This window comes from Alcanivorax xiamenensis, assembly GCF_009846745.1.
Lineage (GTDB): Bacteria > Pseudomonadota > Gammaproteobacteria > Pseudomonadales > Alcanivoracaceae > Alloalcanivorax > Alloalcanivorax xiamenensis.
In genome coordinates, this window is the sequence record NZ_AQPF01000008.1 from 29,245 (window position 1) to 51,211 (window position 21,967).

Below are 21,967 nucleotides of genomic sequence, written 5' to 3' on the forward strand. Positions count from 1 at the left end.
GCGCTTACAAGGAGCGCGCCACCTCCTTCACTTCGAAGACTTCGATCTTGTCGCCTTCCTTGACGTCGTTGTAGCTCTTCACGGCAATACCACACTCCATGCCGTTGCGAACTTCCTGAACGTCGTCCTTGAAGCGGCGCAGGGATTCCAGCTCACCTTCGAACACCACCACGTCGTCACGCAGCACGCGGATCGGACGATTCCGGTGAATGGTTCCTTCCACCACCATACAGCCGGCCACGGCACCAAACTTGGAGGAGCGGAACACGTCCCGCACCTGGGCAACACCGAGGATCTCCTCGCGCTTCTCCGGTGCCAGCAGACCGCTCATGGCCTGTTTCACGTCGTCGATCAGCTCATAGATCACGCTGTAATAGCGCAGATCAATGCCCTCCGCCTCACACAAACGCTTGGCCTTGGCATCCGCCCGTACGTTAAAGCCGAGCAGCACCGCCTCACTGGTCATCGCCAGGTTGACATCGGACTCGTTGATCGCGCCGACACCAGTGGAGACCAGCCCCACTTTCACCTCATCGGTGGACAGGTCAGTCAGTGCGCCGATCAACGCCTCAAGGGAGCCGCGTACATCAGCCTTGAGCACGATATTGACGTGTTTGGTTTCCTCGGAGCCCATGTTCTGGAACAGGTTTTCCAGTTTGGAAGCCTGTTGACGCTTGAGTTTGACGTCGCGATCACGGTCCTGACGGAATTCAGCCACTTCACGGGCTTTCTTCTCATCCGGCACCACCTGAACCTGCTCACCAGCCTCCGGCGCGCCATTCAGACCAAGCACCTCCACCGGAATGGACGGGCCCACTTTATTCACTTGCTGGCCATTTTCGTCCACCAGGGCACGAACGCGGCCGAAGCAGGCACCGGCCAGCAGCATGTCACCCACTTCCAGCTCACCAGCCTGGACCAGGATGGAGGCCACATTGCCTCGGCCTTTTTCCACCCGGGACTCAATGACCACACCACTGGCGGGCCCCACGGCGGCGGCTTTCAGTTCCAGCACCTCGGCTTGCAACAACACCGCTTCCAGCAGGGAATCCACGCCTTCGCCGCTGTGCGCGGACACGTTGACGAACTGAATGTCGCCCCCCCATTCCTCGGGGATCACGTCCTTGGCGGCCAGCTCATTCTTGACCCGGTCAGGGTCGGCCTGTTCCTTGTCGATCTTGTTCACCGCGATGATGATCGGCACGCCGGCGGCCTTGGCGTGGTTGATCGCCTCTTCGGTCTGCGGCATCACACCGTCATCCGCGGCTACCACGATGATCACGATATCGGTGGCCTTGGCGCCACGGGCGCGCATGGCGGTGAAAGCGGCGTGACCCGGGGTGTCCAGGAAGGTGATCATGCCGTGCTCGGTGTTCACATGGTAGGCACCGATATGCTGGGTAATCCCCCCGGCTTCACCGGCGGCCACTTTGGCGCGGCGGATATAGTCCAGCAGGGAGGTTTTACCATGATCGACGTGACCCATGATGGTCACCACTGGCGCACGGGCGACTTCCTGTTCTCCGGAGCGGTCCACCAGAGACGCCAGATCGTCCTCCAGAGCCTCTTCCTCGCCTTTCACCAGTTTCGGGGTGTGACCCATTTCCTCGGTGAGAAGGACAGCGGTTTCCTGGTCGATAAACTGATTGACGGTGGCCATTTCGCCCATTTTCATCATGGCCTTGATCAGTTCCTTGGCCTTGATGTTCATGCGCTGAGCCAGTTCCGCCACGGTGATGGTTTCCGGAATTTCTACGTCGTACACCATTTTCTCCGTGGGGCTTTTAAACCCGTGCTCCCGGTTCATGGAGCTCTTCATCTGGCCGTGGACCACGCCGCCGCTCTTGGGCTTGCGACGCCGCCGGCGCGATTGCCGTTCCTCGGTACGGTATCCGGCTTCCACGGCATCCCGGACGATGGAGGAGGCCTTGTCGTCTTCCTCTTCCTTCTTTTCCTGGGACTGTTCACCGCCGCGCTTCTCCAGCTCCTCGGCGATACGTTGGGCTTCCTCGGCGGTACGGCGGGCAGCTTCTTCCTCCGCCTTGCGGCGGGCTTCGGCTTCCTGCTTGCGCCGTGCTTCCTCGGCCTCGCGCTGCTTACGTTCTTCCTCTTCGCGCTTGGCACGTTCTTCCGCCGTCTCCACCTTGTCGGCTTTCTTGGCGGTCTTCGGCACGGAAACGCGCTTGCTCTTGTCCTCGGCCTCTTTCTCCGCATCACCCTGAGCCGCGCTTTCCGCTTCCAGAGCTTTACGGCGCGCCTCTTCCTCGGCGCGACGAGCGTCTTCTTCCTGCTTGCGACGAGCCTCTTCCTCGGCCTTACGGCGGGCTTCTTCCTCGGCGGCGCGGCGGGCCTCTTCCTCGGCCTTCAGGCGGGCTTCTTCTTCCGCCTGGCGCTCCGCTTCCAAACGCTCTTGCTCTTCGATGGACTCACGCTTCACGTAGGTACGCTTCTTGCGTACTTCCACGTTCACGGTTTTCGCTTTACCGGCGGCACCCGTCGTCTTGATGGTGCTGGTGGAGCGACGTTTGAGGGTGATTTTCTTGGGCTCCGCGTCCTGGGCGCCATGGGACTTACGCAGATGCGCGAGCAGCTGCTGCTTCTGTTCATCGGAGACCACATCACCTGCGTCGGTGTGAGGAAGTCCGGCGTCCTTCATCTGCGAAAGCAGCGTATCCACCGGAATCTTCACAACCTCTGCCAGACTTTTTACGGTCGTTTCTGCCATGTCAGCAACACTCTCCTGTCCGCTTATGGTGGCGCCCTGCCCCACCGCTCTACTTACTCACCGGCGTTCTCATCTTCAAACCAGGGAGCGCGGGCGGTCATGATCAACTGAGCCGCTTGCTCTTCGTCGATCCCTTCAATATCCAGCAAGTCATCCACCGCTTGTTCGGCAAGGTCTTCCATGGTGACAATGCCACGGGAGGCCAATTCCACCGCCAATTCACGAGTCATGCCGTCCATACCCAGCAAGTCGTCGGCGGGCTCGGCCGATTCAAATTTCTCTTCGGACACCAGCGCGCGGGTCAACAAAGCGTCCTTGGCGCGCTGGCGCAAGGCTTCGACCACATCTTCGTCGAAGCCTTCGATGGCGAGCATTTCCTCGGTGGGCACATAAGCCACTTCCTCCAGGGAAGAGAAGCCTTCTTCCACCAGGATCGCCGCCACGTCTTCATCCACATCCAGCAGGCTCATGAAGGTTTCCATGGCCATCTGGGCTTCTTCCTGCTGCTTATTCTGCGCTTCGTCCAGCGTCATCACGTTCAGCTCCCAGCCGGTCAGCTCGGAGGCGAGACGGATATTCTGGCCGCTGCGTCCAATCGCCTGGGCCAGGGCGGACTCGTCTTCCACGGCGATATCCATGGAATGACTTTCCTCGTCCATCACAATGGACGCCACTTCCGCCGGCTGCATCGCGTTGATCACCAACTGAGCCGGGTTGTCGTCCCACAGCACGATATCGATACGCTCGCCGGCCAGCTCGTTGGATACCGCCTGCACCCGGGCACCGCGCATGCCCACGCAAGCCCCCACCGGATCGATACGTTGATCGTTGGTCTTCACCGCGATCTTGGCGCGGGAACCCGGATCACGGGCGGCGCCTTTGATTTCGATCAGTTCCTCGCCGATCTCCGGCACTTCGATCTTGAACAATTCGATCAGCATCTCCGGGCACGCCCGGCTGGCGAACAACTGCGGGCCGCGATTTTCTTCATTCACGCCCAGCAGATAAGCGCGCACGCGATCGTTCTGGCGCACGCTTTCCCGTTGAATCATATGTTCGCGGGTAATCAGCGCTTCGGCATTGCCGCCCAGGTCGAGAATGATGGCGTCACGGGTGGCCTTCTTCACCGTGCCGCTGATCAGTTCACCGATACGGTCGCGGTATTCCTCGATCACCTGATGACGCTCGGCCTCACGCACTTTCTGTACGATCACCTGCTTGGCGGTCTGGGCACCGATACGACCGAAGGCCTCGGATTCCACTTCTTCCTCGTAAACGTCGCCAATCCGCAGGTTTTCGTCGTGCTCGTGGGCCTCGTCCAGAGTCAGCTGTCTGCCGAACTCATAGAGGTCTTCATCGGGCACCACATGCCAGACGCGGAAGGTGCGGGAATCGCCGGTAACCCGGTCGATCTGCACACGGATTTCCACATCTTCTTCCTTGAAACGTTTTTTGGTTGCCGCCGCCAGGGCCAGTTCGATGGCCTCGAAAATGACGTCACGACTGACGCCTTTCTCGTTGGAAACGGTTTCCGCTACCAGCAGGATCTCTTTGTTCATGGCCAGGCCTTTACAAAGGTTTTTTCAGGTCACGCTCAGTCGAAGCGCGGCTCCAGACGAGCGCGGTCCACCTGACTGTAAGGAATACGCAGGGTGTCACCATTGAGCATCACCACCAGCGTATCGCCATCGACAGCCACCAGAGTCGCCATCATCTTGCGTTTGCCCGCTACCGGGGCCAACAGTTTCAGTTGCACCTGCTCGCCAAGGTAACGTTCAAACTGGGAAAGTTCGAACAGCGGCCGATCCATGCCCGGAGAGGACACTTCAAGGTTGTACTCGCCGGGAATCGGGTCTTCCACGTCAAGCACGCCACTGACTTCATGGCTCACCGCGACGCAATCGTCCACGGTGATGCCGGCTTCATGGTCAATGAAAAGACGCAATACCGCGCCACGCCCCTGCAGGTACTCAATACCCCAGAGCTCGTAGCCCATGTCGTTGACTACCGGAGCCAGCAGCTCCTTGATCTGTTCCGTGCGTTTTGACATTGCCTTGATTCCGGCGCCAGAAACAAAAAATGGGCGTAACGCCCATTCCCACTTGCCATCCCGGCTTTGAATAACAAAAAGCCCCTACGATGAGGGGCTTTCTTACCACAGAACCGGGATGCGGTTCCGTTAAGTGGTAGCGGGGGCAGGATTCGAACCTACGACCTTCGGGTTATGAGCCCGACGAGCTACCAGACTGCTCCACCCCGCACTAAATCGCGGCGCACATAGTATGTATTCATGCCGCCGTTGTCAATGCAAACTCAAAAAAAGTATTTATTTTTCCGAGTCTTAACCGCGGCATTATCGCGGAGCCATTGGCCCTGGCCAGGGAATTCGAAAGGCCTCGAGAAGCACGTTCGAATTTACTACCAATACACCCGTTTTCCAGCTTGAAAACGGTGACCACCGTGAAGGGCGGTTACAATAAAGCCCATTCCAAATTGGTGCCGAAGGCCGGACTTGAACCGGCACGAGCGTAAGCCCACTACCCCCTCAAGATAGCGTGTCTACCAATTCCACCACTTCGGCAAAGAACCTGGTATCACTCGGATTGAGAACCAGCCTGACTCTCATCCAGGGCCGGGGATTCTACATTACTCGCCGGCACATCTGAAGTGCCTTTTTCAGAACTTTCCGTGGCGGGAACTTCGCCCTGACCGCTGGCGGGCACATCGGAGCTCGCGGCCGGAACGTCACCCTGTCCACCGGAAGGCACATCGGGGGATTGCGGCACCGCCGGCGCATCACTCTCCGGCACATCCAGTTCGTCAACGGTCTCCACCATCGGCAGAACACTGGAATTCTGGGCAACCTCATTACGAGCCATCCAGGCCAGGGCCAGGCTGGTAACAAAGAACACCGCCGCCAGCACCGCCGTGGACCGGGTCAGGAAGTTCGCGGAACCCGCGCTGCCAAACACCGTCTGCGAACCGCCGCCGCCAAAGGAGGCGCCGGCATCGGCACCTTTGCCGTGCTGAATCAGAACCAGGCCGATCAGACCCAGAGCCGTCAACACGTGGACCACATGAAGCACAATATCCATAAGTAACCGTTTATTCCGCCGCGAGACAAATCGCGCTGAATTCATCCGCGCTCAGTGAGGCCCCGCCGATAAGACCACCGTCAATATCCGGCTGGGCGAACAGAAGGGCGGCATTATCCGACTTTACACTGCCGCCGTAAAGCAGCCGGATGCGGGAAGCCACACCGGCGTCCTCCGCGGCCAGCGCCGTGCGTAAACGGGCGTGCACTTCCTGGGCCTGTTCCGGGGTGGCGGTTTCCCCGGTTCCGATCGCCCAGACCGGCTCGTAGGCCACCACCGCCTGGTCGAAAGCGCCGATGCCGGCCACGTCCAGCACCGACGTGACCTGACGCACCACCACCTGTTCGGTTTCGCCCGCCTCCCTCTCACGCAGCGTTTCGCCGACGCACAGGATCGGGATCAGCCCTCCCTGCTGGGCGCGAAGAAACTTCTCGCCCACCAGTTCGTCATCTTCGCCATACAGGGCGCGGCGCTCGGAGTGACCCACGATCACGTACCGGCAGCCAAGATCGGCGAGCATCTCGGCGGAGACCTCACCGGTGAAGGCGCCATCCTCGTGACTGCTCACATTTTGAGCGCCGACTTGCACCCCGCTGCCACTCAGAGCACCGGCCAGGGACGCCAGATAGGGAAACGGCGGACACACCGCCACTTCCGCCCGGCTGTTCCGCAACCCTTTCAGGGAAGCCCCCAGAGCCTCCACCATGTCCAACCGGCCATTCATTTTCCAGTTACCGGCTACCAGCGGCGTTCTTGTCATTCACTTGTTCCCGTGTTCAGAGGTCAGGCTATGATTGCCCGCACCTGTTCCGCCAGACGCTGGCAGAGGCGTTCCACCTGCGCGCCATCAAGCCCTTCCACCATGACCCGAACCAGTGGCTCGGTGCCGGAAGGGCGCAACAACACCCGCCCCTTGCCGGCCAGTTCCGCCTCCACGTCACTCACCGCCTGCTGCAGTTCGGGGCGCTCCATGAAGCCATCGCGATTATCACCGCGCACATTGATCAAGGTCTGCGGCACCAGCGGCGCATCCGCCACCGCGTCGCGCAGACTCCGCTCCTCCCGACGCAGGGCCGCCAAAACCTGCAACGCCGCCACCATGCCATCACCAGTGGAAGTGCGATCCAGGCACACCAGGTGCCCGGAAGACTCACCGCCGAGCAGCCAGCCGCGGCTGTCCAACTGCTCCATGACATAGCGGTCACCAACTTTGGCCCGGGCGAACGGAATGCCTTGCCGCTCCAGCGCCAGTTCAAGGCCATAGTTGGACATCAGGGTCCCCACCACACCGCCGTGCAAGGCGCCCTTCCGCTGGCGGTCACGGGCAATCACGTACAAAAGCTGGTCACCATCCACCACCTCACCCTGATCGTCCACCATGATCAGGCGGTCCGCGTCCCCATCCAGGGCAAGGCCGAGATCGGCACCGCTTTCCAGCACCTTGCGCCGCAGCGCCTCGGGGCTGGTGGAACCGCAATCCCGGTTGATATTGAAGCCGTCCGGCGTGTTGGCCATCGGCAGCACGTTGGCGCCCAGCTCTTCCAGCACATCCGGGGCGATGTGGTAGGCGGCCCCGTTGGCGGTATCGACGACGATCGTCAACCCGGCCAGACTCAGCCCCGGCGCCGTGCTTTTGACGAACTCGATATAACGGCCACGGGCATCGTCGATACGGCGCACCTTGCCAATCCGGTCCGAACCGACCACGGAGATCGGCTCGTCCAGCATTTGTTCGATGTCCTGCTCAATCTGATCATTCAGCTTACGGCCATCGGCGCCGAAGAACTTGATCCCATTGTCGGTGTAAGGGTTGTGGGAGGCGGAGATAACGATCCCGGCCTGGGCATGCAGAGTGCGGGTCAGATAAGCGATCCCCGGCGTCGGTATCGGCCCCAGCAGCCGCACGTCCACCCCGGCGGCGGAAATACCCGCCTCCAGCGCCGATTCAAACATATATCCGGAAATCCGGGTGTCCTTGCCGATCAAAATCTTGCTGCCACCACGTGCCGCCAGCACGCGGCCGGCGGCCCAGCCCAGTTTGAGCACGAAATCCGGGGTAATCGGCGCCTCACCCACGGTGCCACGAATCCCGTCCGTACCGAAATATTTACGACTCATCCACTGTCTCCATTACAGCGCGGGCAAAGCGCACGCTGTCCACGGTCTCTTTGACATCATGGGTACGCACGATCAGCGCGCCCCGTTCAACACACATCACCGCCGCCGCCAGTGAACCAGGCAAGCGCTCCTCCACCGGCCGGTCCAGCACTTTTCCGACCATGGATTTACGCGATAGCCCCACCAGTATCGGCAACTGTAAACGCTTGAGCTGGTCCATTTCCGCCAACAGTTTCAGATTGTGGCGCACGGTCTTGGCGAAACCAAACCCCGGATCCACCAGCAGCCTGTCACGGGCTATTCCAGCGGCGACGCACGCCTCCACCCGCTCTTCCAGGAACCGGATCACCTCAGCGGTGACATCCTGATATCGCGGATTGTCCTGCATATCCCCCGGCTCTCCACGCATGTGCATCAGGCACACGGGCAGGCCGGTTTCCACCGCCGCCTGACAGGCGCCGGGGCGGCGCAATGAACGCACATCATTGATCAGACCGGCGCCGGCACGAGCCGTTTCACGGATCACACCGGCAGTACTGGTATCCACCGACACCAGGGCATCCAACTCGCGGGTCAGGGCTTCCACCACCGGTACCACACGATCCAGCTCTTGCTGTTCGGATACTGGATCAGCGCCGGGGCGGGTGGATTCTCCACCGACATCGATGATGGCGGCACCGTCGGCGAGCATCTGCTCCGCCCGACGCAGCGCCGAGTCCAGGGAAGTGAATTGGCCACCGTCCGAAAACGAATCCGGGGTGACATTAAGAATGCCCATAACGACGGGCGCGGACAGGTCCAGTGTCCGCGCCCCACAGGTCAGTTTGCTAATCTGGCGCATCAGTGGGTATTGGCAGGTCCACCGATGGCGTCATCGCCGGGCTTGGCGTCGTCGGAAGCGTTCTCGCCAGAAGAGGACGCACCGCTCCCCGGCCCCTGGTCGCGCCAGTCCTTCGGCGGGCGGGGTTTGTGTCCGGACATGATATCGTTGATCTGCTCGGCATCGATGGTCTCATACTGCATCAACGCTTCGGCCATCAGATCCAGCTTGTCGCGGTTATTGTCCAGGATGTCCTTGGCATGGGTGTAACAGCGATCGATGATGGCGCGAACTTCCCGGTCGATTTCCTCGGCGGTCTGCTCGGACATATGCTTGCGCTGCCCCACTTGCTTACCCAGGAAGACCTCACCCTCGTCTTCCTCATAGGCCAGCGGCCCCATTTTTTCGCTCAGCCCCCACTTGGTGACCATGGCACGGGCCATTTTGGTGGCGCGCTCGATGTCGTTGGAGGCACCGGTGGTGACCCCGTCAAAGCCCAGCGTCATTTCCTCGGCCAGACGACCGCCATACAGCGAACAGATCGCCGACTCGATGGCCCGCTTGGACTGGGAGTATTTGTCCTCCTCGGGGAGGTACATGGTCACACCCAGAGCCCGCCCGCGAGGGATAATGCTCACCTTGTAGACCGGATCGTGTTCCGGCACCAGTCGGCCGACGATGGCGTGACCGGCTTCGTGATAGGCGGTGTTGAGCTTCTCTTTCTCACTCATAACCATGGAGCGGCGCTCGGCGCCCATCAGGATCTTGTCCTTGGCCTTCTCAAACTCCTCCATGGTCACCACCCGCTTGTTGGCGCGGGCGGCGAACAGGGCTGCTTCGTTAACCAGATTGGCCAGGTCGGCGCCGGAGAAGCCCGGCGTGCCACGGGCGATCACGCTGGCATCCACATCCTCGGCCACCGGCACCGGGCGCATATGCACTTTCAATACCTGCTCACGCCCACGGATATCCGGCAACGGCACGGTCACCTGACGGTCGAACCGGCCCGGACGCAGCAGCGCTGGGTCCAGCACATCAGGGCGGTTGGTGGCGGCGATAACGATAATGCCGTCATTGGCATCAAAACCGTCCATCTCCACCAGCAACTGGTTCAGGGTCTGTTCACGCTCATCATGGCCGCCGCCAAGACCGGCGCCACGGGAACGGCCCACCGCGTCGATCTCGTCGATGAAGATAATACAGGGCGCATGCTTCTTGGCCTGATCGAACATGTCCCGCACCCGGGAGGCGCCGACGCCGACGAACATTTCCACAAAGTCGGAACCGGAGATGCTGAAAAACGGCACCTTGGCTTCGCCGGCGATGGCCTTGGCCAGCAGGGTCTTACCGGTACCCGGCGACCCCACCATCAGCACACCACGGGGAATTTTGCCGCCAAGTCGCTGGAATTTGGCGGGATCGCGCAGAAACTCCACCAATTCCTGCACTTCTTCCTTGGCTTCCTCGACACCGGCCACATCCGCGAAGGTGGTTTTGATCTGATCCTCGCTCATCAGCCGCGCCTTCGACTTCCCGAAGGTCATCGGGCCACCACCGCCCTTGCCGCCGCCCTGCATCTGCCGCATGAAGAAGATGAAAATGGCCAGAATCAGCAGAATCGGCAGCACTGACAGGAACAACTGGGTCAGGAACCCCTGGCGCTCCGGCTCCTTGCCAACCACATCCACTTTATTCTGGATCAGGGTGGGAATCAGATTGGTGTCCAGCGCCGGCGGCTTGACCGTCTCGAACTTGCCGCCATTCGTCATTTCACCGGAAATCCGGGTATCCCCGATGGTTACCCGGGCCACCTTGCCACTCTCCACGCTCTCGATGAAGGAGGAGTAGTTCAGCATCTGCTGACTGGGCTGAGGATTGATGCTGGAGGCCACCACATAAAGGACCCCGGCAATCACCAGCCACAGTACGATGTTCTTGGTCATGTCGTTCAAGGGAGACCTCGATTCGTTCGGGCGCAAGTGCGCATACTGACATCTAAACCTTACACTATTTCAGGTGCCACCCCAATTGATACACTTCATTGGAGCGTGGGCGGCTGGCCGCCGGTTTGCGGCTCACCACCCGGCGAAACCGGCTCTGAAGACTCCGCCGATACTCATCGAAGCCCTCCCCCTGAAACACCTTGACCAGGAAAACGCCGTCCGGTTCAAGAACGCTCTCCGCCATATCCAGGGCCAATTCGGCCAGATACATGGCCCGCGGCAAATCCACGGCACGGTTACCACTCATATTGGGGGCCATATCGGACATTACAAGGTCCACTTTGTGCCCGCCCAGGCTGTCCAGGATTCGCTGGTAGACCTCTTCCTCACGGAAATCGCCCTGAATGAAGGCCACATCGGGAATCGGGTCCATGGCCAGAATATCGCTGGCCACCACTGTCCCCCGCGAACCGACCAGCCGGCCGGCCACCTGGGCCCAGCCGCCGGGGGCGGCCCCCAGATCAAGCACACGCATGCCGGGCCGGAACAACTTGTCTTTTTCGTGGATCTCCAGCAACTTGAAACTGGCCCGGGAGCGGTAGCCCTCGGCCTGGGCGCGGGCCACCCAGTGATCGTCGAAATGTTCCCGCAGCCAGCGCTGGCTGCTTTTTGATCTGGCCATAAAGGTTCATCCTGTTACCCGGCCCGGATGTCCGCCCGAGGGAATAGTGTCGGGGCGCCCGGTGATGATTGCAGGGCAGCAGCCGCGTACCTAGAATAGCGCCCCCGATTTGGAGAACACCATGCCTTTGAGCCCACAGGACAGAAAGCGCTTACGCACCATCGGCCACCACCTGAAAGCGGTGCTGCAGACTGGCGACAAGGGCCTGACCGAGTCCTTTACCGAGGAATTGAACCGGCGCCTGGAAGACCACGAACTGGTCAAGGTCCGGGTCAACGCCCCCACCCGCGACCAGCGTACCGAACTGGTCAATGCGCTGTGCGACGCCAGTGGCGCCGAATTGATCCAGCGTATCGGCAATATCGCCCTGCTTTACCGGGCGGCCGCCAAGCCCAACCCCAAACTGTCCAATATCCTGAGAGCCCAGGACTAAAGCGGGGCTCCCGGGTCCGGCCCGAAGCCCCGCGCAAACCAGCCCTCTACAGGTGCTCGACTTTGTCCACTTCGTACTCCCGGGTGCCTCCCGGGGTGTCGATTTGCACCACATCGCCTTCCTCCCGGCCAATCAGGCCGCGCGCGATGGGTGAATTCACACTGATCTTGCCCTGCTTGATATCGGCTTCGTCGTCACCAACGATCTGGTAGACCTTCTCTTCATCGGTGTCCACGTCGATGATGGTCACGGTCGAGCCGAAAATGACCTTACCGGTGTTATCCAGTTGGGTAATATCGATGATCTGAGCAGCGGACAGCTTGCCTTCGATCTCGTTGATACGCCCTTCGCAGAAGCTCTGCTGTTCACGGGCAGCGTGGTATTCCGCGTTTTCCTTCAGATCACCGTGTTCACGAGCGTCGGCGATGGCCGCGCTGATACGGGGCCGTTCCACCTTTTTCAGATGGTCCAGCTCTTTGCGCAATGCTTCGGCACCACTGACCGTCATCGGAATGCGTTGCATAGGTTCAACCTCAAATAATCGTCCGTGGGTAGCGCGGGGCACCCGGCCCCGGGTACCCCGCACAATTAGATTTCGGCGTGCAAATCCTGCAATCGGCGCACCTGCGGCTCATCGCGCAGGGCCATGGCCTGACACACCGCCTGCGCGGCGGTGATCGTGGTGGTGTAAAACACCTTGTGCTGCAGGGCGGAACGACGGATCGCAAAGGAATCGCGGATCGCCTGCTTGCCTTCGGTGGTATTCACGATCAACGCCACACCGTCGTTTTTAATCATGTCGACAATATGCGGACGCCCCTCGAGCACCTTATTAACCGGAGTCACCGGCAGTCCCGCCTCAGCGATGACCGCGGCGGTACCGCGGGTGGCGACCAGATCGAAACCCAGTTCACTCAGGGTGCGGGCCACATCCACCGCCGCGGACTTGTCCACTTCGCGTACCGAAATGAACGCCGTGCCTTCCTGGGGCAGGCGTTCGCCGGCTCCCAGAGAAGCCTTGCCAAAAGCCTCGGCGAAGCTGCCGCCAATACCCATCACCTCACCGGTGGATTTCATTTCCGGACCGAGGATGGGGTCCACTTTCGGGAATTTGGCGAACGGGAAAACCGCTTCCTTGACGAAATAGTGGCGCGGCGAGACCTCCGAGGTAAAGTCCTGATCCTTCAGGCTGACGCCAACCATGCAGCGGGCGGCCACTTTGGCCAGTGAAACGCCAATGCATTTGGACACATAGGGCACGGTCCGGGACGCTCGCGGGTTTACTTCAAGCACATAGACGTCCTCGCCCTTCACCGCGAACTGCACGTTCATCAAACCGACCACACCCAGCTCGCGGGCCATGTCAGCGGTCTGTTGGCGCATCACGTCCTGCACATTGTCATCCAGAGAATAGGGCGGCAGCGAGCAGGCGGAGTCGCCAGAGTGCACGCCGGCCTGCTCGATATGCTGCATGATGCCGCCGATAACCACGTCGGAACCATCGCAGATAGCGTCCACGTCGACTTCAATGGCGTCGTCCAGGAAGCGGTCCAGCAGCACCGGAGAGTCGTTGGAGACGCTCACCGCGTTGTTCATGTAGCTGCGCAGTTCCGCCTCGTTGTAAACGATTTCCATGGCCCGGCCGCCCAACACGTAGGAGGGCCGCACCACCAGCGGATAACCGATTTCTTCCGCCAGCTTCAGCCCTTCCTCCAGGGAACGGGCGGTACGGTTCGGCGGCTGTCTGAGGCCAAGCTTGTTGACCATCTGCTGGAAGCGCTCGCGATCTTCCGCTTCGTCGATGGCGTCCGGGCTGGTGCCGATAATCGGCACGCCCGCTGCCTGCAGAGCCCGCGCCAGTTTCAGCGGCGTCTGCCCGCCATACTGCACGATCACGCCCTTGGGCCGCTCGACATCGGCAATGGCCAATACGTCTTCCAGCGTCACCGGCTCGAAGTAGAGACGGTCGGAGGTGTCGTAATCGGTGGACACGGTCTCCGGGTTACAGTTGACCATGATGGTCTCGTAACCGTCGTCCTTCATGGCGAAGGCGGCGTGCACGCAGCAGTAGTCGAACTCGATGCCCTGGCCGATCCGGTTCGGGCCACCGCCGATCACCATGATCTTGTCACGGTCGGAGGGGTTCGATTCGCACTCTTCGTCGTAACTGGAGTACATATAAGCGGTACTGGTGGGGAACTCGGCGGCGCAGGTATCCACCCGTTTGAACACTGGCCGCACCCCCAGATCCTGACGCTTGCTGCGCACATCCGCTTCCCGCACGCCCAGCAACTGGGCCAGGCGGGCATCGGAAAAGCCCTTGCGCTTGAGGCGATACAAGGTGTCCCGGCTCAGATCGGTGAAGGTGAAATCGGCCAGCCGACCTTCCTCGGCAATCAGGTCAGCCACCTGCACCAGGAACCAGCGGTCGACCTTGGTCAGCGCGAACACATCATCCACGCCAAGACCGCTACGGAATGCATCGCCAATCACCCAGATGCGCTCCGGCCCCGGCGTCGACAGTTGCTGAGCGATACGCTCAGCGGCGTCCGGTGCATCCAGATCCACTTTCGGATCGAACCCCACGGAGTCCACTTCCAGCCCGCGCAGAGCCTTATGCAGGGACTCCTGGAAATTACGGCCGATAGCCATGACTTCGCCCACGGACTTCATTTGCGTGGTCAACACCGGATCCGCGTCGGCGAACTTCTCGAAGTTGAACCGCGGAATCTTGGTGACGACATAGTCAATGGACGGCTCGAAAGAGGCCGGGGTCGCGCCGCCGGTGATATCGTTCTGCAACTCGTCCAGGGTGTAGCCCACCGCCAGCTTCGCCGCCACCTTGGCGATCGGGAAGCCGGTGGCCTTGGAGGCGAGCGCGGAGGACCGGGATACCCGCGGGTTCATCTCGATCACCACCATGCGGCCGGTATCCGGGCACATGCCAAACTGCACGTTGGAGCCGCCGGTTTCCACGCCGATCTCACGCAATACCGCCAGGGAGGCATCGCGCATGACCTGGTATTCCTTGTCGGTCAGAGTCTGCGCCGGCGCCACGGTGATGGAGTCACCGGTGTGCACCCCCATCGGGTCGAAGTTCTCGATCGCACAGACGATGATGCAGTTATCGTTGCGGTCACGAACAACCTCCATCTCGTATTCCTTCCAGCCCAGCAGCGACTCGTCGATGAGCAGCTCGTGGGTGGGGGACAGCTCGAAACCCCGGGTACAGATTTCCTCGAACTCTTCCTTGTTATAGGCCACCCCGCCGCCGGAGCCGCCCATGGTGAAGGAAGGACGGATGATCGAGGGAAAGCCCAGTTCCGCCTGAATCTCCCAGGCCTCATCCATGGTGTGAGCAACCCGCGCGCGCGGACATTCCAGGCCGATGTTCTTCATCGCCTTGTCGAAGCGGTCGCGGTTCTCCGCCTTGTCGATGGTGTCGGCGTTGGCGCCGATCATTTCCACGGCGAACTTCTCGAGCACGCCATGGCGTTCCAGATCCAGAGCGCAATTCAACGCGGTCTGTCCGCCCATGGTGGGCAGCAGCGCGTCCGGGCGCTCCTTCTCGATGATCTTGGCCACCGTCTCCCAGGTGATCGGCTCGATGTAGGTGGCGTCGGCCATGGCCGGATCGGTCATGATGGTGGCCGGGTTCGAGTTCACCAGGATCACCCGGTAGCCTTCCTCTCGCAGCGCCTTGCAGGCCTGGGCACCGGAGTAATCGAACTCACAGGCCTGGCCGATCACGATGGGACCAGCGCCGATGATGAGGATGCTTTTGATGTCTGTTCTCTTGGGCATTTTTGCTGACCGTCGGACTCTGGTTAATTCGTTACCGGGTTAATTCATTGCCGGGCCGGACGCCAGGGGTGAGGCGTCCGGCGCGTCTCAGGCGCGATGCGCCTCCATCAACTCGATGAAGTGATCAAACAGGGGGGCGCAGTCGTGGGGACCAGGACTGGCCTCCGGGTGCCCCTGGAAGCTGAAGGCCGGCACATCGGTGCGATGCACGCCCTGCAGCGTGCCGTCGAACAGCGACACGTGAGTCACTTTGAGATTATCCGGCAAGGTTTCCGCGTCCACCGCGAAACCATGGTTCTGGCTGGTGATCATCACCGTGCCGTCTTCCACGTTTTTCACCGGGTGGTTGGCGCCATGGTGGCCGTTCTTCATCTTCATGGTACGGGCGCCACTGGCCAGGCCGAGCAGCTGGTGTCCCAGACAGATACCGAACAGCGGCAGCTTGCGCTCCAGTATCTCGCGGATTGCCTGGATCGCGTAGTCGCAAGGCTCCGGATCACCCGGACCATTGGCCAGGAAAACACCATCCGGATTCATCGCCAGCACCTCGGATGCCGGGGTTTGGGCCGGCACCACGGTCAGCTTGCAGCCACGATCCGCCAGCATCCGGAAGATATTACGCTTGCAGCCGAAATCGTAGGCGACCACGTTAAACAGCGCCTCCGCCTGAGGGCGATGGCCTTCACCACGCACCCAGGTGCCTTCAGTCCAGGCATAAGGCTCGCTGACACTGACCTCCTTGGCCAGATCCATCCCCTTGAGGCCGGGGAAAGCACGGGCGGCGGCCAGGGCCTTTTCCTCGTCGATATCGTCACCGGCGACGATGCAGCCGTTCTGAGCCCCTTTTTCCCGCAGAATACGGGTCAGACGACGCGTATCAATGTCGGCGATGGCAACGATGTTCCGCTGTTCCAGGTACTCCGGCAAAGACTGCTCCGCACGCCAGCTGCTCACCGTCAAGGTCAGATCACGAATGATCAGGCCGGCGGCCCACACCCGGGAGGACTCCTCGTCCTCCTCATTGACGCCGGTGTTGCCGATATGCGGATACGTCAGCGTGACGATCTGCTTGGCATAGGACGGGTCCGTGAGGATTTCCTGATATCCGGTCATCGCGGTGTTGAACACCACCTCACCCACGGTCTCACCCGTGGCGCCAATGGCAACACCCCGAAAGAGACTGCCGTCTTCTAATGCGAGTATGGCGGGTACCGTCAACGCAACCTCCAAGGCTGATAGGGTTCCGGGTTGTCCGCGTGAAGCCAGGGCGGGCGACACCGTTTACAGCGGACAAACCCTTGGAAGATCGGGGACGGGGGCCGGTCGCAAAAAAGCGAGATGGATTCCTCCACCTCGCTTTTTCATGTCATTCAGCGATTCATGCGCCCCACGCGCCCTCAGGCTTGGCCTATTCTAGTGCTTTCGGCCGCCAGTGTCACGGGCGGAAGCCGCCGGAACACCCGGCGGCAATCTCAGCGGGCGCCCCAGCCGGCGCTCTCTCCCGCCAGACCAAGCACGTCCTGCATGTCGAACAATCCCTTGGGCCGAGCCCCGAGCCACAGAGCCGCGCGCACCGCTCCGCGAGCAAAAGCCATGCGACTGGACGCCTTGTGAGTAATCTCCACCCTTTCGCCCTCGGCGGCGAACAGGACGGTGTGATCGCCGACAATATCACCACCACGAATGGTCTCGAATCCGATGGTCTGACGGTCACGTTCACCGGTGCGCCCCTCACGACCATACACCGCGCATTCCTTGAGGTCCCGCCCCAGGGTCTGAGCCACCACTTCCCCCATGCGCAGAGCCGTGCCGGAAGGCGCGTCAATCTTATGGCGGTGATGAGCCTCGATGATTTCTATATCGACATCGTCGCCCAGCACGGCGGCCGCGGCTTCCAGCAGTTTAAAGCACAGATTCACCCCCACCGAGTAGTTCGGCGCGAAGCAGATCGCCATCTCCTCGCTGGCGGCGCGCAGTTGCGCCTTCTGCTCATCGTTCAGACCGGTGGTGCCGATCACCAGCCGACTGCCGGCCTGGCGGCAAGTCTCGATATTCCGCGCGGTCGCTTCCGGCACGGTGAAATCGATGAACACATCCGCCTGGTCCGCCACCAGGGCGAGGTCATCGCCCACGGTGACACCCAGCTTGCCGACGCCCACCAGTTCACCGGCGTCCACCCCGATCAGGGAAGAACCCGGCACGTCGACCGCCACCGCCAGCTCGGCTTCCGGATTGGCCAGCGTCGCCTCGATGAGCATGCGCCCCATACGCCCGGCGGCGCCGATGATGCCTACTTTCATGGTTTTTCGCCCTATTGCTTCAGAGGGTTTAGAGCCTGCTCACAGCGTCAAAGCCCGTCGAAAAAGCGCTTCACGCCCTCGAACCAGCTGGTTCGGCGGGGATTATGCCGGTCGCCACCCTTGTCCAGGGAGGACTGGAACTTGCGCAACAGGTCTTTCTGTTCGCTATTCAGCTTGACCGGGGTTTCCACCACCACTCTGCAGATCAGGTCGCCTGGCGGGCCACCCCGCACCGGGGTCACCCCCTTGCCGCGCAACCGGAACAGCTTACCGGTCTGCGTCTCCGGTGGCACCTTGAGTTTGACCTTGCCATTCAAGGTAGGCACATCCTGTTCACCGCCCAGAGCGGCGTCGACGAAGCTCACCGGCACTTCGCAGTGCAGATCACTGCCGTCACGCTTGAAGATCTCGTGCTCACGCACCGCCACCTGCACGTACAAGTCACCGGCCGGCGCCCCGTGCATGCCGGCCTCGCCCTCGCCGGCCAGACGGATACGGTCCCCGGTATCCACTCCGGGCGGAATCTTCACGGACAAGGTCTTGGTGTTCTGCACCCGACCCTGGCCGCCACAGTTGCGACATGGGTTCTTAACGATCCGGCCTTCGCCATGACACGCCGGACAGGTCTGCTGCACGGTGAAGAAGCCCTGCTGCATGCGCACCTGCCCGACACCGTTACAGGTGGGGCAGGTCACCGGCTCCTCGCCGGCTTCCGCGCCGGTGCCGTGGCACACTTCACAGCTGTCCCAGGAGGGAATGCGGATCTTCTCCTCGCAGCCCCGTACCGCCTGCTCCAGGCTGAGTTCCAGGGTATAGCGCAGGTCCGCGCCACGGGCCGGCCCGCGACCACCACGGCCGCCACCACCGAAGATGTCGCCAAAAATATCGCCGAAGATATCGCCGAAGCCACCGCCGCCGCCAAAACCACCGGCACCGGCGCCGCCGAAGCCGCCCTGGCCTTCCACCCCGGCATGGCCGAAGCGATCGTAGGCGGCACGCTTATCCTCATCGGACAGGACTTCGTAGGCCTCTTTGGCCTCCTTGAACTTGGCCACCGCCTCGGCGTCATCCGGATTACGGTCCGGATGGTATTTCATCGCCAGGCGCCGATAGGCCTTCTTCAGTTCCTGCTGATCAGCGTCCTTGGACACCCCCAGCACTTCGTAATAATCGCGTTTGGACATAAAAGTTCCTGCTTATAAACGCAAACACGCTTCACGCTTGCACGCCCACACGCAAAACATAGGCCATGCCCGCGAGAAGCGCGGTTGACGTTCCGGCACGCACCACGTCAGCGTGCAAGCGTGGTGCGTGCCAGCGTGCCGGTTTTATTTCTTCTTGTCGTCATCCACTTCTTCGAACTCGGCATCGACAACATCGTCTCCGGCCTGCTTGCCTTGCTCATCACCAGCGGGGCCGCCCTGGGCCTGTTGCGCCTCCGCATACAGTTTCTGCGCCAGGGAACCGGACGCTTCGGTAAGCGCCTTGGTCTTGGCTTCGATATCGTCCTTGTCGTTGCCCTTGAGCGCGGCTTCCAGATCGGAGATGGCTTTGTTGATCGCCTCTTTCTCTTCCTCGGTGGCCTTGTCGCCCGCTTCCTCCAGGGTCTTGCGAGTCGCGTGAACCAGGTGATCCGCCTGATTACGGGTCTGCACCAGCTCCTCGAACTTGCGATCCTCGTCGGCATGGGCCTCGGCGTCGCGCACCATCTTGTCGACCTCATCATCGGACAGGCCGGAAGACGCCTTGATCTGGATCGTCTGCTCCTTGCCGGTGGCCTTGTCCTTGGCGCCCACGTGCAGAATACCGTTGGCGTCGATATCGAAGGTCACCTCGATCTGCGGCACGCCGCGCGGCGCCGGCGGGATGTCTTCCAGGTTGAACTGCCCCAGAGACTTGTTCTGCGCCGCCTGCTTGCGCTCGCCTTGCAGCACATGCACGGTCACCGCGGTCTGGTTGTCGTCCGCCGTGGAGAACACCTGCGACGCATTGGTCGGGATGGTGGTGTTCTTCTCGATGATCGGCGTCATCACACCGCCCATGGTCTCGATACCCAGGGTCAGCGGGGTCACGTCCAGCAACAACACATCCTTCACGTCACCGCTGAGCACGGCGCCCTGAATCGCGGCGCCAATGGCCACGGCTTCATCCGGATTGACGTCCTTGCGCGCTTCCTTACCAAAGAACTCGGCCACTTTCTTCTGCACCAGCGGCATCCGGGTCTGACCACCCACCAGGATCACGTCGGTGATGTCGGACGCTTTCACGCCGGCATCGTTGAGCGCGATCTTGCAGGGTTCCAGGGAGCGGCTCACCAGCCCTTCCACCAGGGACTCCAGTTTGGCCCGGGTCACTTTCACCACCAGGTGCTTGGGACCGGTGGAATCCGCGGTGATGTAGGGCAGATTCACTTCCGTCTGCTCGGCGGAGGACAGTTCGATCTTGGCTTTCTCAGCGGCTTCCTTGAGGCGCTGCATGGCCAGCGGATCGCCGCCCAGATCGATGCCGGAATCGGCCTTGAACTGATCCGCCAGGAAGTTGATCAGCGCCAGGTCGAAATCCTCGCCACCCAGGAAGGTGTCACCATTGGTGGCCAGCACCTCGAACTGGTGCTCACCGTCCACTTCGGCGATTTCGATGATGGACAGGTCGAAAGTACCCCCGCCCAGGTCGTACACCGCGATGGTGCGATCACCGCCTTTCTTGTCCAGGCCATAGGCCAGGGCCGCGGCGGTGGGCTCGTTGATGATCCGCTTCACGTCCAGACCGGCGATACGGCCGGCGTCCTTGGTGGCCTGACGCTGAGAATCATTGAAGTACGCGGGCACGGTGATGACGGCTTCGGTCACCGGCTCACCCAGATAGTCCTCCGCGGTCTTCTTCATTTTCTTCAGCACCTGGGCGGAAATCTGCGGGGGCGCCATTTTCTCGCCCTTCACATCGACCCAGGCATCGCCATTGTCGGCCTTGGTGATTTTGTAGGGCACCATCTTGATGTCCTTTTGCACCACCTCGTCTTCAAACCGACGGCCAATCAGGCGCTTCACCGCGTACACGGTGTTCTGCGGGTTGGTCACCGCCTGACGTTTGGCGGCCTGCCCGACCAGCACCTCGTTGTCCTCGGTGTAGGCAATGATGGACGGCGTGGTGCGCGCGCCTTCCGCGTTTTCGATCACCTTGGTCTTGTCACCTTCCATAACAGCCACACAGCTGTTGGTGGTGCCAAGGTCGATACCAATAATCTTACCCATAACGTCTGTTTCTCCTTCACACGATCCGAATGCCAAAGGCCACCCGGACAGTTGAACCTCAATGAACTTGCCAGCTATATGGCGGCGCCCCGATTCTTTTCAAGGGAGCCGGATCAACCTTCCGCCTTGCTGACCACCACCCGTGCCGGGCGGATCAGGCGGCCGTTGAGCAGGTAGCCTTTCTCCAGTACATCGATCACGGTGTTGGGCTCCGCCCCGGGGGCCGGGATCATCGTCATCGCCTCGTGGCGCTCGGGATTGAAGGGCTCGCCGTGGGGGTCCACCTGCTCCAGGTTGTGCCGGCCGAAGGCATCCATCAGCACCTTCAGCGTCAGCTCCAGCCCCTCGCGGGCGGGTTTGAGCGCCTCATCCCCGGCATCCAGGGTCGACAGCCCTCGCTCCAGACTGTCCGCCACGGACAGCAGATCACCGGCGAATTTCTCCAAAGCGAACTTGTGGGCGTTCTCCACCTCACGTTCGGCACGGCGGCGTACATTCTGGATTTCCGCCTGGGCGCGCAGGTCCGCTTCGGCCAGCGCTTTCTCCAGACGCTGCATCTGCTCCTGCGCCTCGGCCAGTTGCCGGGCCGCATCCGGCTCCGCGGCGGCGTCTTCGTCAGTCACCTCGGCGGCAGGTTGGGGGGTCTCCAGTTCGGAATCCTGGGACACCGCCTCATCTTGGGGGTTCTGTTTGTCCTGATCGTTCATATCCACTCCAAAATACCCGAATGCGGGCTCCATCTCGGGAAAGCGGGCAAAGATATGGGAACAGGTTGAGCGGATTCAAGGGCAAGCGA

General features: G+C 61.3%; 17 protein-coding genes and 2 tRNA genes. 1 reads left to right on the forward strand and 18 read right to left on the reverse strand.

Features of this window, described 5'->3' with window-relative positions; translation table 11 throughout:
* Nucleotides 1-4 precede the first annotated feature (4 nt).
* The 11 genes from infB to rlmE all read right to left on the reverse strand — a co-directional run bounded on the left by infB (nucleotide 5) and on the right by rlmE (nucleotide 11,383).
* Entirely contained in the window at nucleotides 5-2,725 is a 2,721-nt protein-coding gene (gene infB, locus A6D6_RS07420) for a translation initiation factor IF-2 (RefSeq protein WP_159660362.1), read from the reverse strand.
* A gap of 53 nt (nucleotides 2,726-2,778) precedes the next feature.
* Complete coding sequence (gene nusA / locus A6D6_RS07425) at nucleotides 2,779-4,284, reverse strand: transcription termination factor NusA (protein WP_133490195.1); 1,506 nt, start codon at nucleotides 4,282-4,284, stop codon at nucleotides 2,779-2,781.
* 35 nt (nucleotides 4,285-4,319) lie between these two features.
* A complete protein-coding gene (gene rimP, locus A6D6_RS07430) occupies nucleotides 4,320-4,775 on the reverse strand; it encodes a ribosome maturation factor RimP (protein ID WP_133490194.1) in 456 nt (151 codons plus the stop codon).
* Nucleotides 4,776-4,909: 134 nt separating this feature from the next.
* A tRNA-Met gene (locus A6D6_RS07435) sits at nucleotides 4,910-4,986 on the reverse strand.
* Nucleotides 4,987-5,219: 233 nt separating this feature from the next.
* Nucleotides 5,220-5,306 (reverse strand) — tRNA-Leu (locus A6D6_RS07440).
* Nucleotides 5,307-5,319: 13 nt separating this feature from the next.
* Nucleotides 5,320-5,820: a preprotein translocase subunit SecG gene (gene secG / locus A6D6_RS07445; protein ID WP_159660363.1), complete on the reverse strand. Its 501-nt coding sequence runs from the start codon at nucleotides 5,818-5,820 to the stop codon at nucleotides 5,320-5,322.
* Nucleotides 5,821-5,830: 10 nt separating this feature from the next.
* A complete protein-coding gene (gene tpiA, locus A6D6_RS07450) occupies nucleotides 5,831-6,580 on the reverse strand; it encodes a triose-phosphate isomerase (protein ID WP_133490192.1) in 750 nt (249 codons plus the stop codon).
* Nucleotides 6,581-6,603: 23 nt separating this feature from the next.
* Complete coding sequence (gene glmM, locus A6D6_RS07455) at nucleotides 6,604-7,938, reverse strand: phosphoglucosamine mutase (RefSeq protein ID WP_133490191.1); 1,335 nt, start codon at nucleotides 7,936-7,938, stop codon at nucleotides 6,604-6,606.
* Nucleotides 7,928-8,779: a dihydropteroate synthase gene (folP, locus tag A6D6_RS07460; RefSeq protein WP_236564024.1), complete on the reverse strand. Its 852-nt coding sequence runs from the start codon at nucleotides 8,777-8,779 to the stop codon at nucleotides 7,928-7,930. Before folP ends, glmM begins: the two co-directional genes overlap by 11 nt.
* Complete coding sequence (gene ftsH, locus A6D6_RS07465; RefSeq protein WP_201303729.1) at nucleotides 8,779-10,701, reverse strand: ATP-dependent zinc metalloprotease FtsH; 1,923 nt, start codon at nucleotides 10,699-10,701, stop codon at nucleotides 8,779-8,781. Before ftsH ends, folP begins: the two co-directional genes overlap by 1 nt.
* 64 nt (nucleotides 10,702-10,765) lie before the next feature.
* Entirely contained in the window at nucleotides 10,766-11,383 is a 618-nt protein-coding gene (rlmE, locus tag A6D6_RS07470; RefSeq protein WP_133490189.1) for a 23S rRNA (uridine(2552)-2'-O)-methyltransferase RlmE, read from the reverse strand.
* Between the two features lie 121 nt (nucleotides 11,384-11,504).
* Between rlmE and A6D6_RS07475 the strand changes: the two genes are divergently transcribed.
* Nucleotides 11,505-11,816, forward strand: coding sequence for a YhbY family RNA-binding protein (locus A6D6_RS07475; RefSeq protein ID WP_133490188.1), 312 nt, complete (start codon nucleotides 11,505-11,507; stop codon nucleotides 11,814-11,816).
* A 46-nt stretch (nucleotides 11,817-11,862) separates the two neighbouring features.
* Here the strand turns inward: A6D6_RS07475 and greA are convergent, their stop codons facing one another.
* From greA to grpE, 7 genes are all read right to left on the reverse strand, one after another.
* On the reverse strand, nucleotides 11,863-12,339 hold the full coding sequence (greA, locus tag A6D6_RS07480) for a transcription elongation factor GreA (RefSeq protein WP_133490187.1): 477 nt from the start codon (nucleotides 12,337-12,339) through the stop codon (nucleotides 11,863-11,865).
* Between the two features lie 65 nt (nucleotides 12,340-12,404).
* Nucleotides 12,405-15,620 carry a carbamoyl-phosphate synthase large subunit gene (gene carB / locus A6D6_RS07485; RefSeq protein ID WP_133490186.1) on the reverse strand — a complete coding sequence of 1,072 codons (3,216 nt, stop codon included), beginning with the start codon at nucleotides 15,618-15,620 and terminating at the stop codon, nucleotides 12,405-12,407.
* A gap of 87 nt (nucleotides 15,621-15,707) precedes the next feature.
* Nucleotides 15,708-16,838: a glutamine-hydrolyzing carbamoyl-phosphate synthase small subunit gene (carA, locus tag A6D6_RS07490; protein WP_159660364.1), complete on the reverse strand. Its 1,131-nt coding sequence runs from the start codon at nucleotides 16,836-16,838 to the stop codon at nucleotides 15,708-15,710.
* Nucleotides 16,839-17,092: 254 nt separating this feature from the next.
* A complete protein-coding gene (gene dapB, locus A6D6_RS07495) occupies nucleotides 17,093-17,920 on the reverse strand; it encodes a 4-hydroxy-tetrahydrodipicolinate reductase (protein ID WP_133490184.1) in 828 nt (275 codons plus the stop codon).
* A gap of 47 nt (nucleotides 17,921-17,967) precedes the next feature.
* Nucleotides 17,968-19,104 (reverse strand): molecular chaperone DnaJ, encoded by a 1,137-nt coding sequence (gene dnaJ, locus A6D6_RS07500; protein ID WP_133490183.1) that lies wholly within the window; start codon nucleotides 19,102-19,104, stop codon nucleotides 17,968-17,970.
* 144 nt (nucleotides 19,105-19,248) lie between these two features.
* Nucleotides 19,249-21,171: a molecular chaperone DnaK gene (gene dnaK / locus A6D6_RS07505; protein WP_133490182.1), complete on the reverse strand. Its 1,923-nt coding sequence runs from the start codon at nucleotides 21,169-21,171 to the stop codon at nucleotides 19,249-19,251.
* 113 nt (nucleotides 21,172-21,284) lie between these two features.
* Nucleotides 21,285-21,878 carry a nucleotide exchange factor GrpE gene (gene grpE / locus A6D6_RS07510; protein ID WP_133490181.1) on the reverse strand — a complete coding sequence of 198 codons (594 nt, stop codon included), beginning with the start codon at nucleotides 21,876-21,878 and terminating at the stop codon, nucleotides 21,285-21,287.
* Between the last annotated feature and the right edge of the window lie 89 nt (nucleotides 21,879-21,967).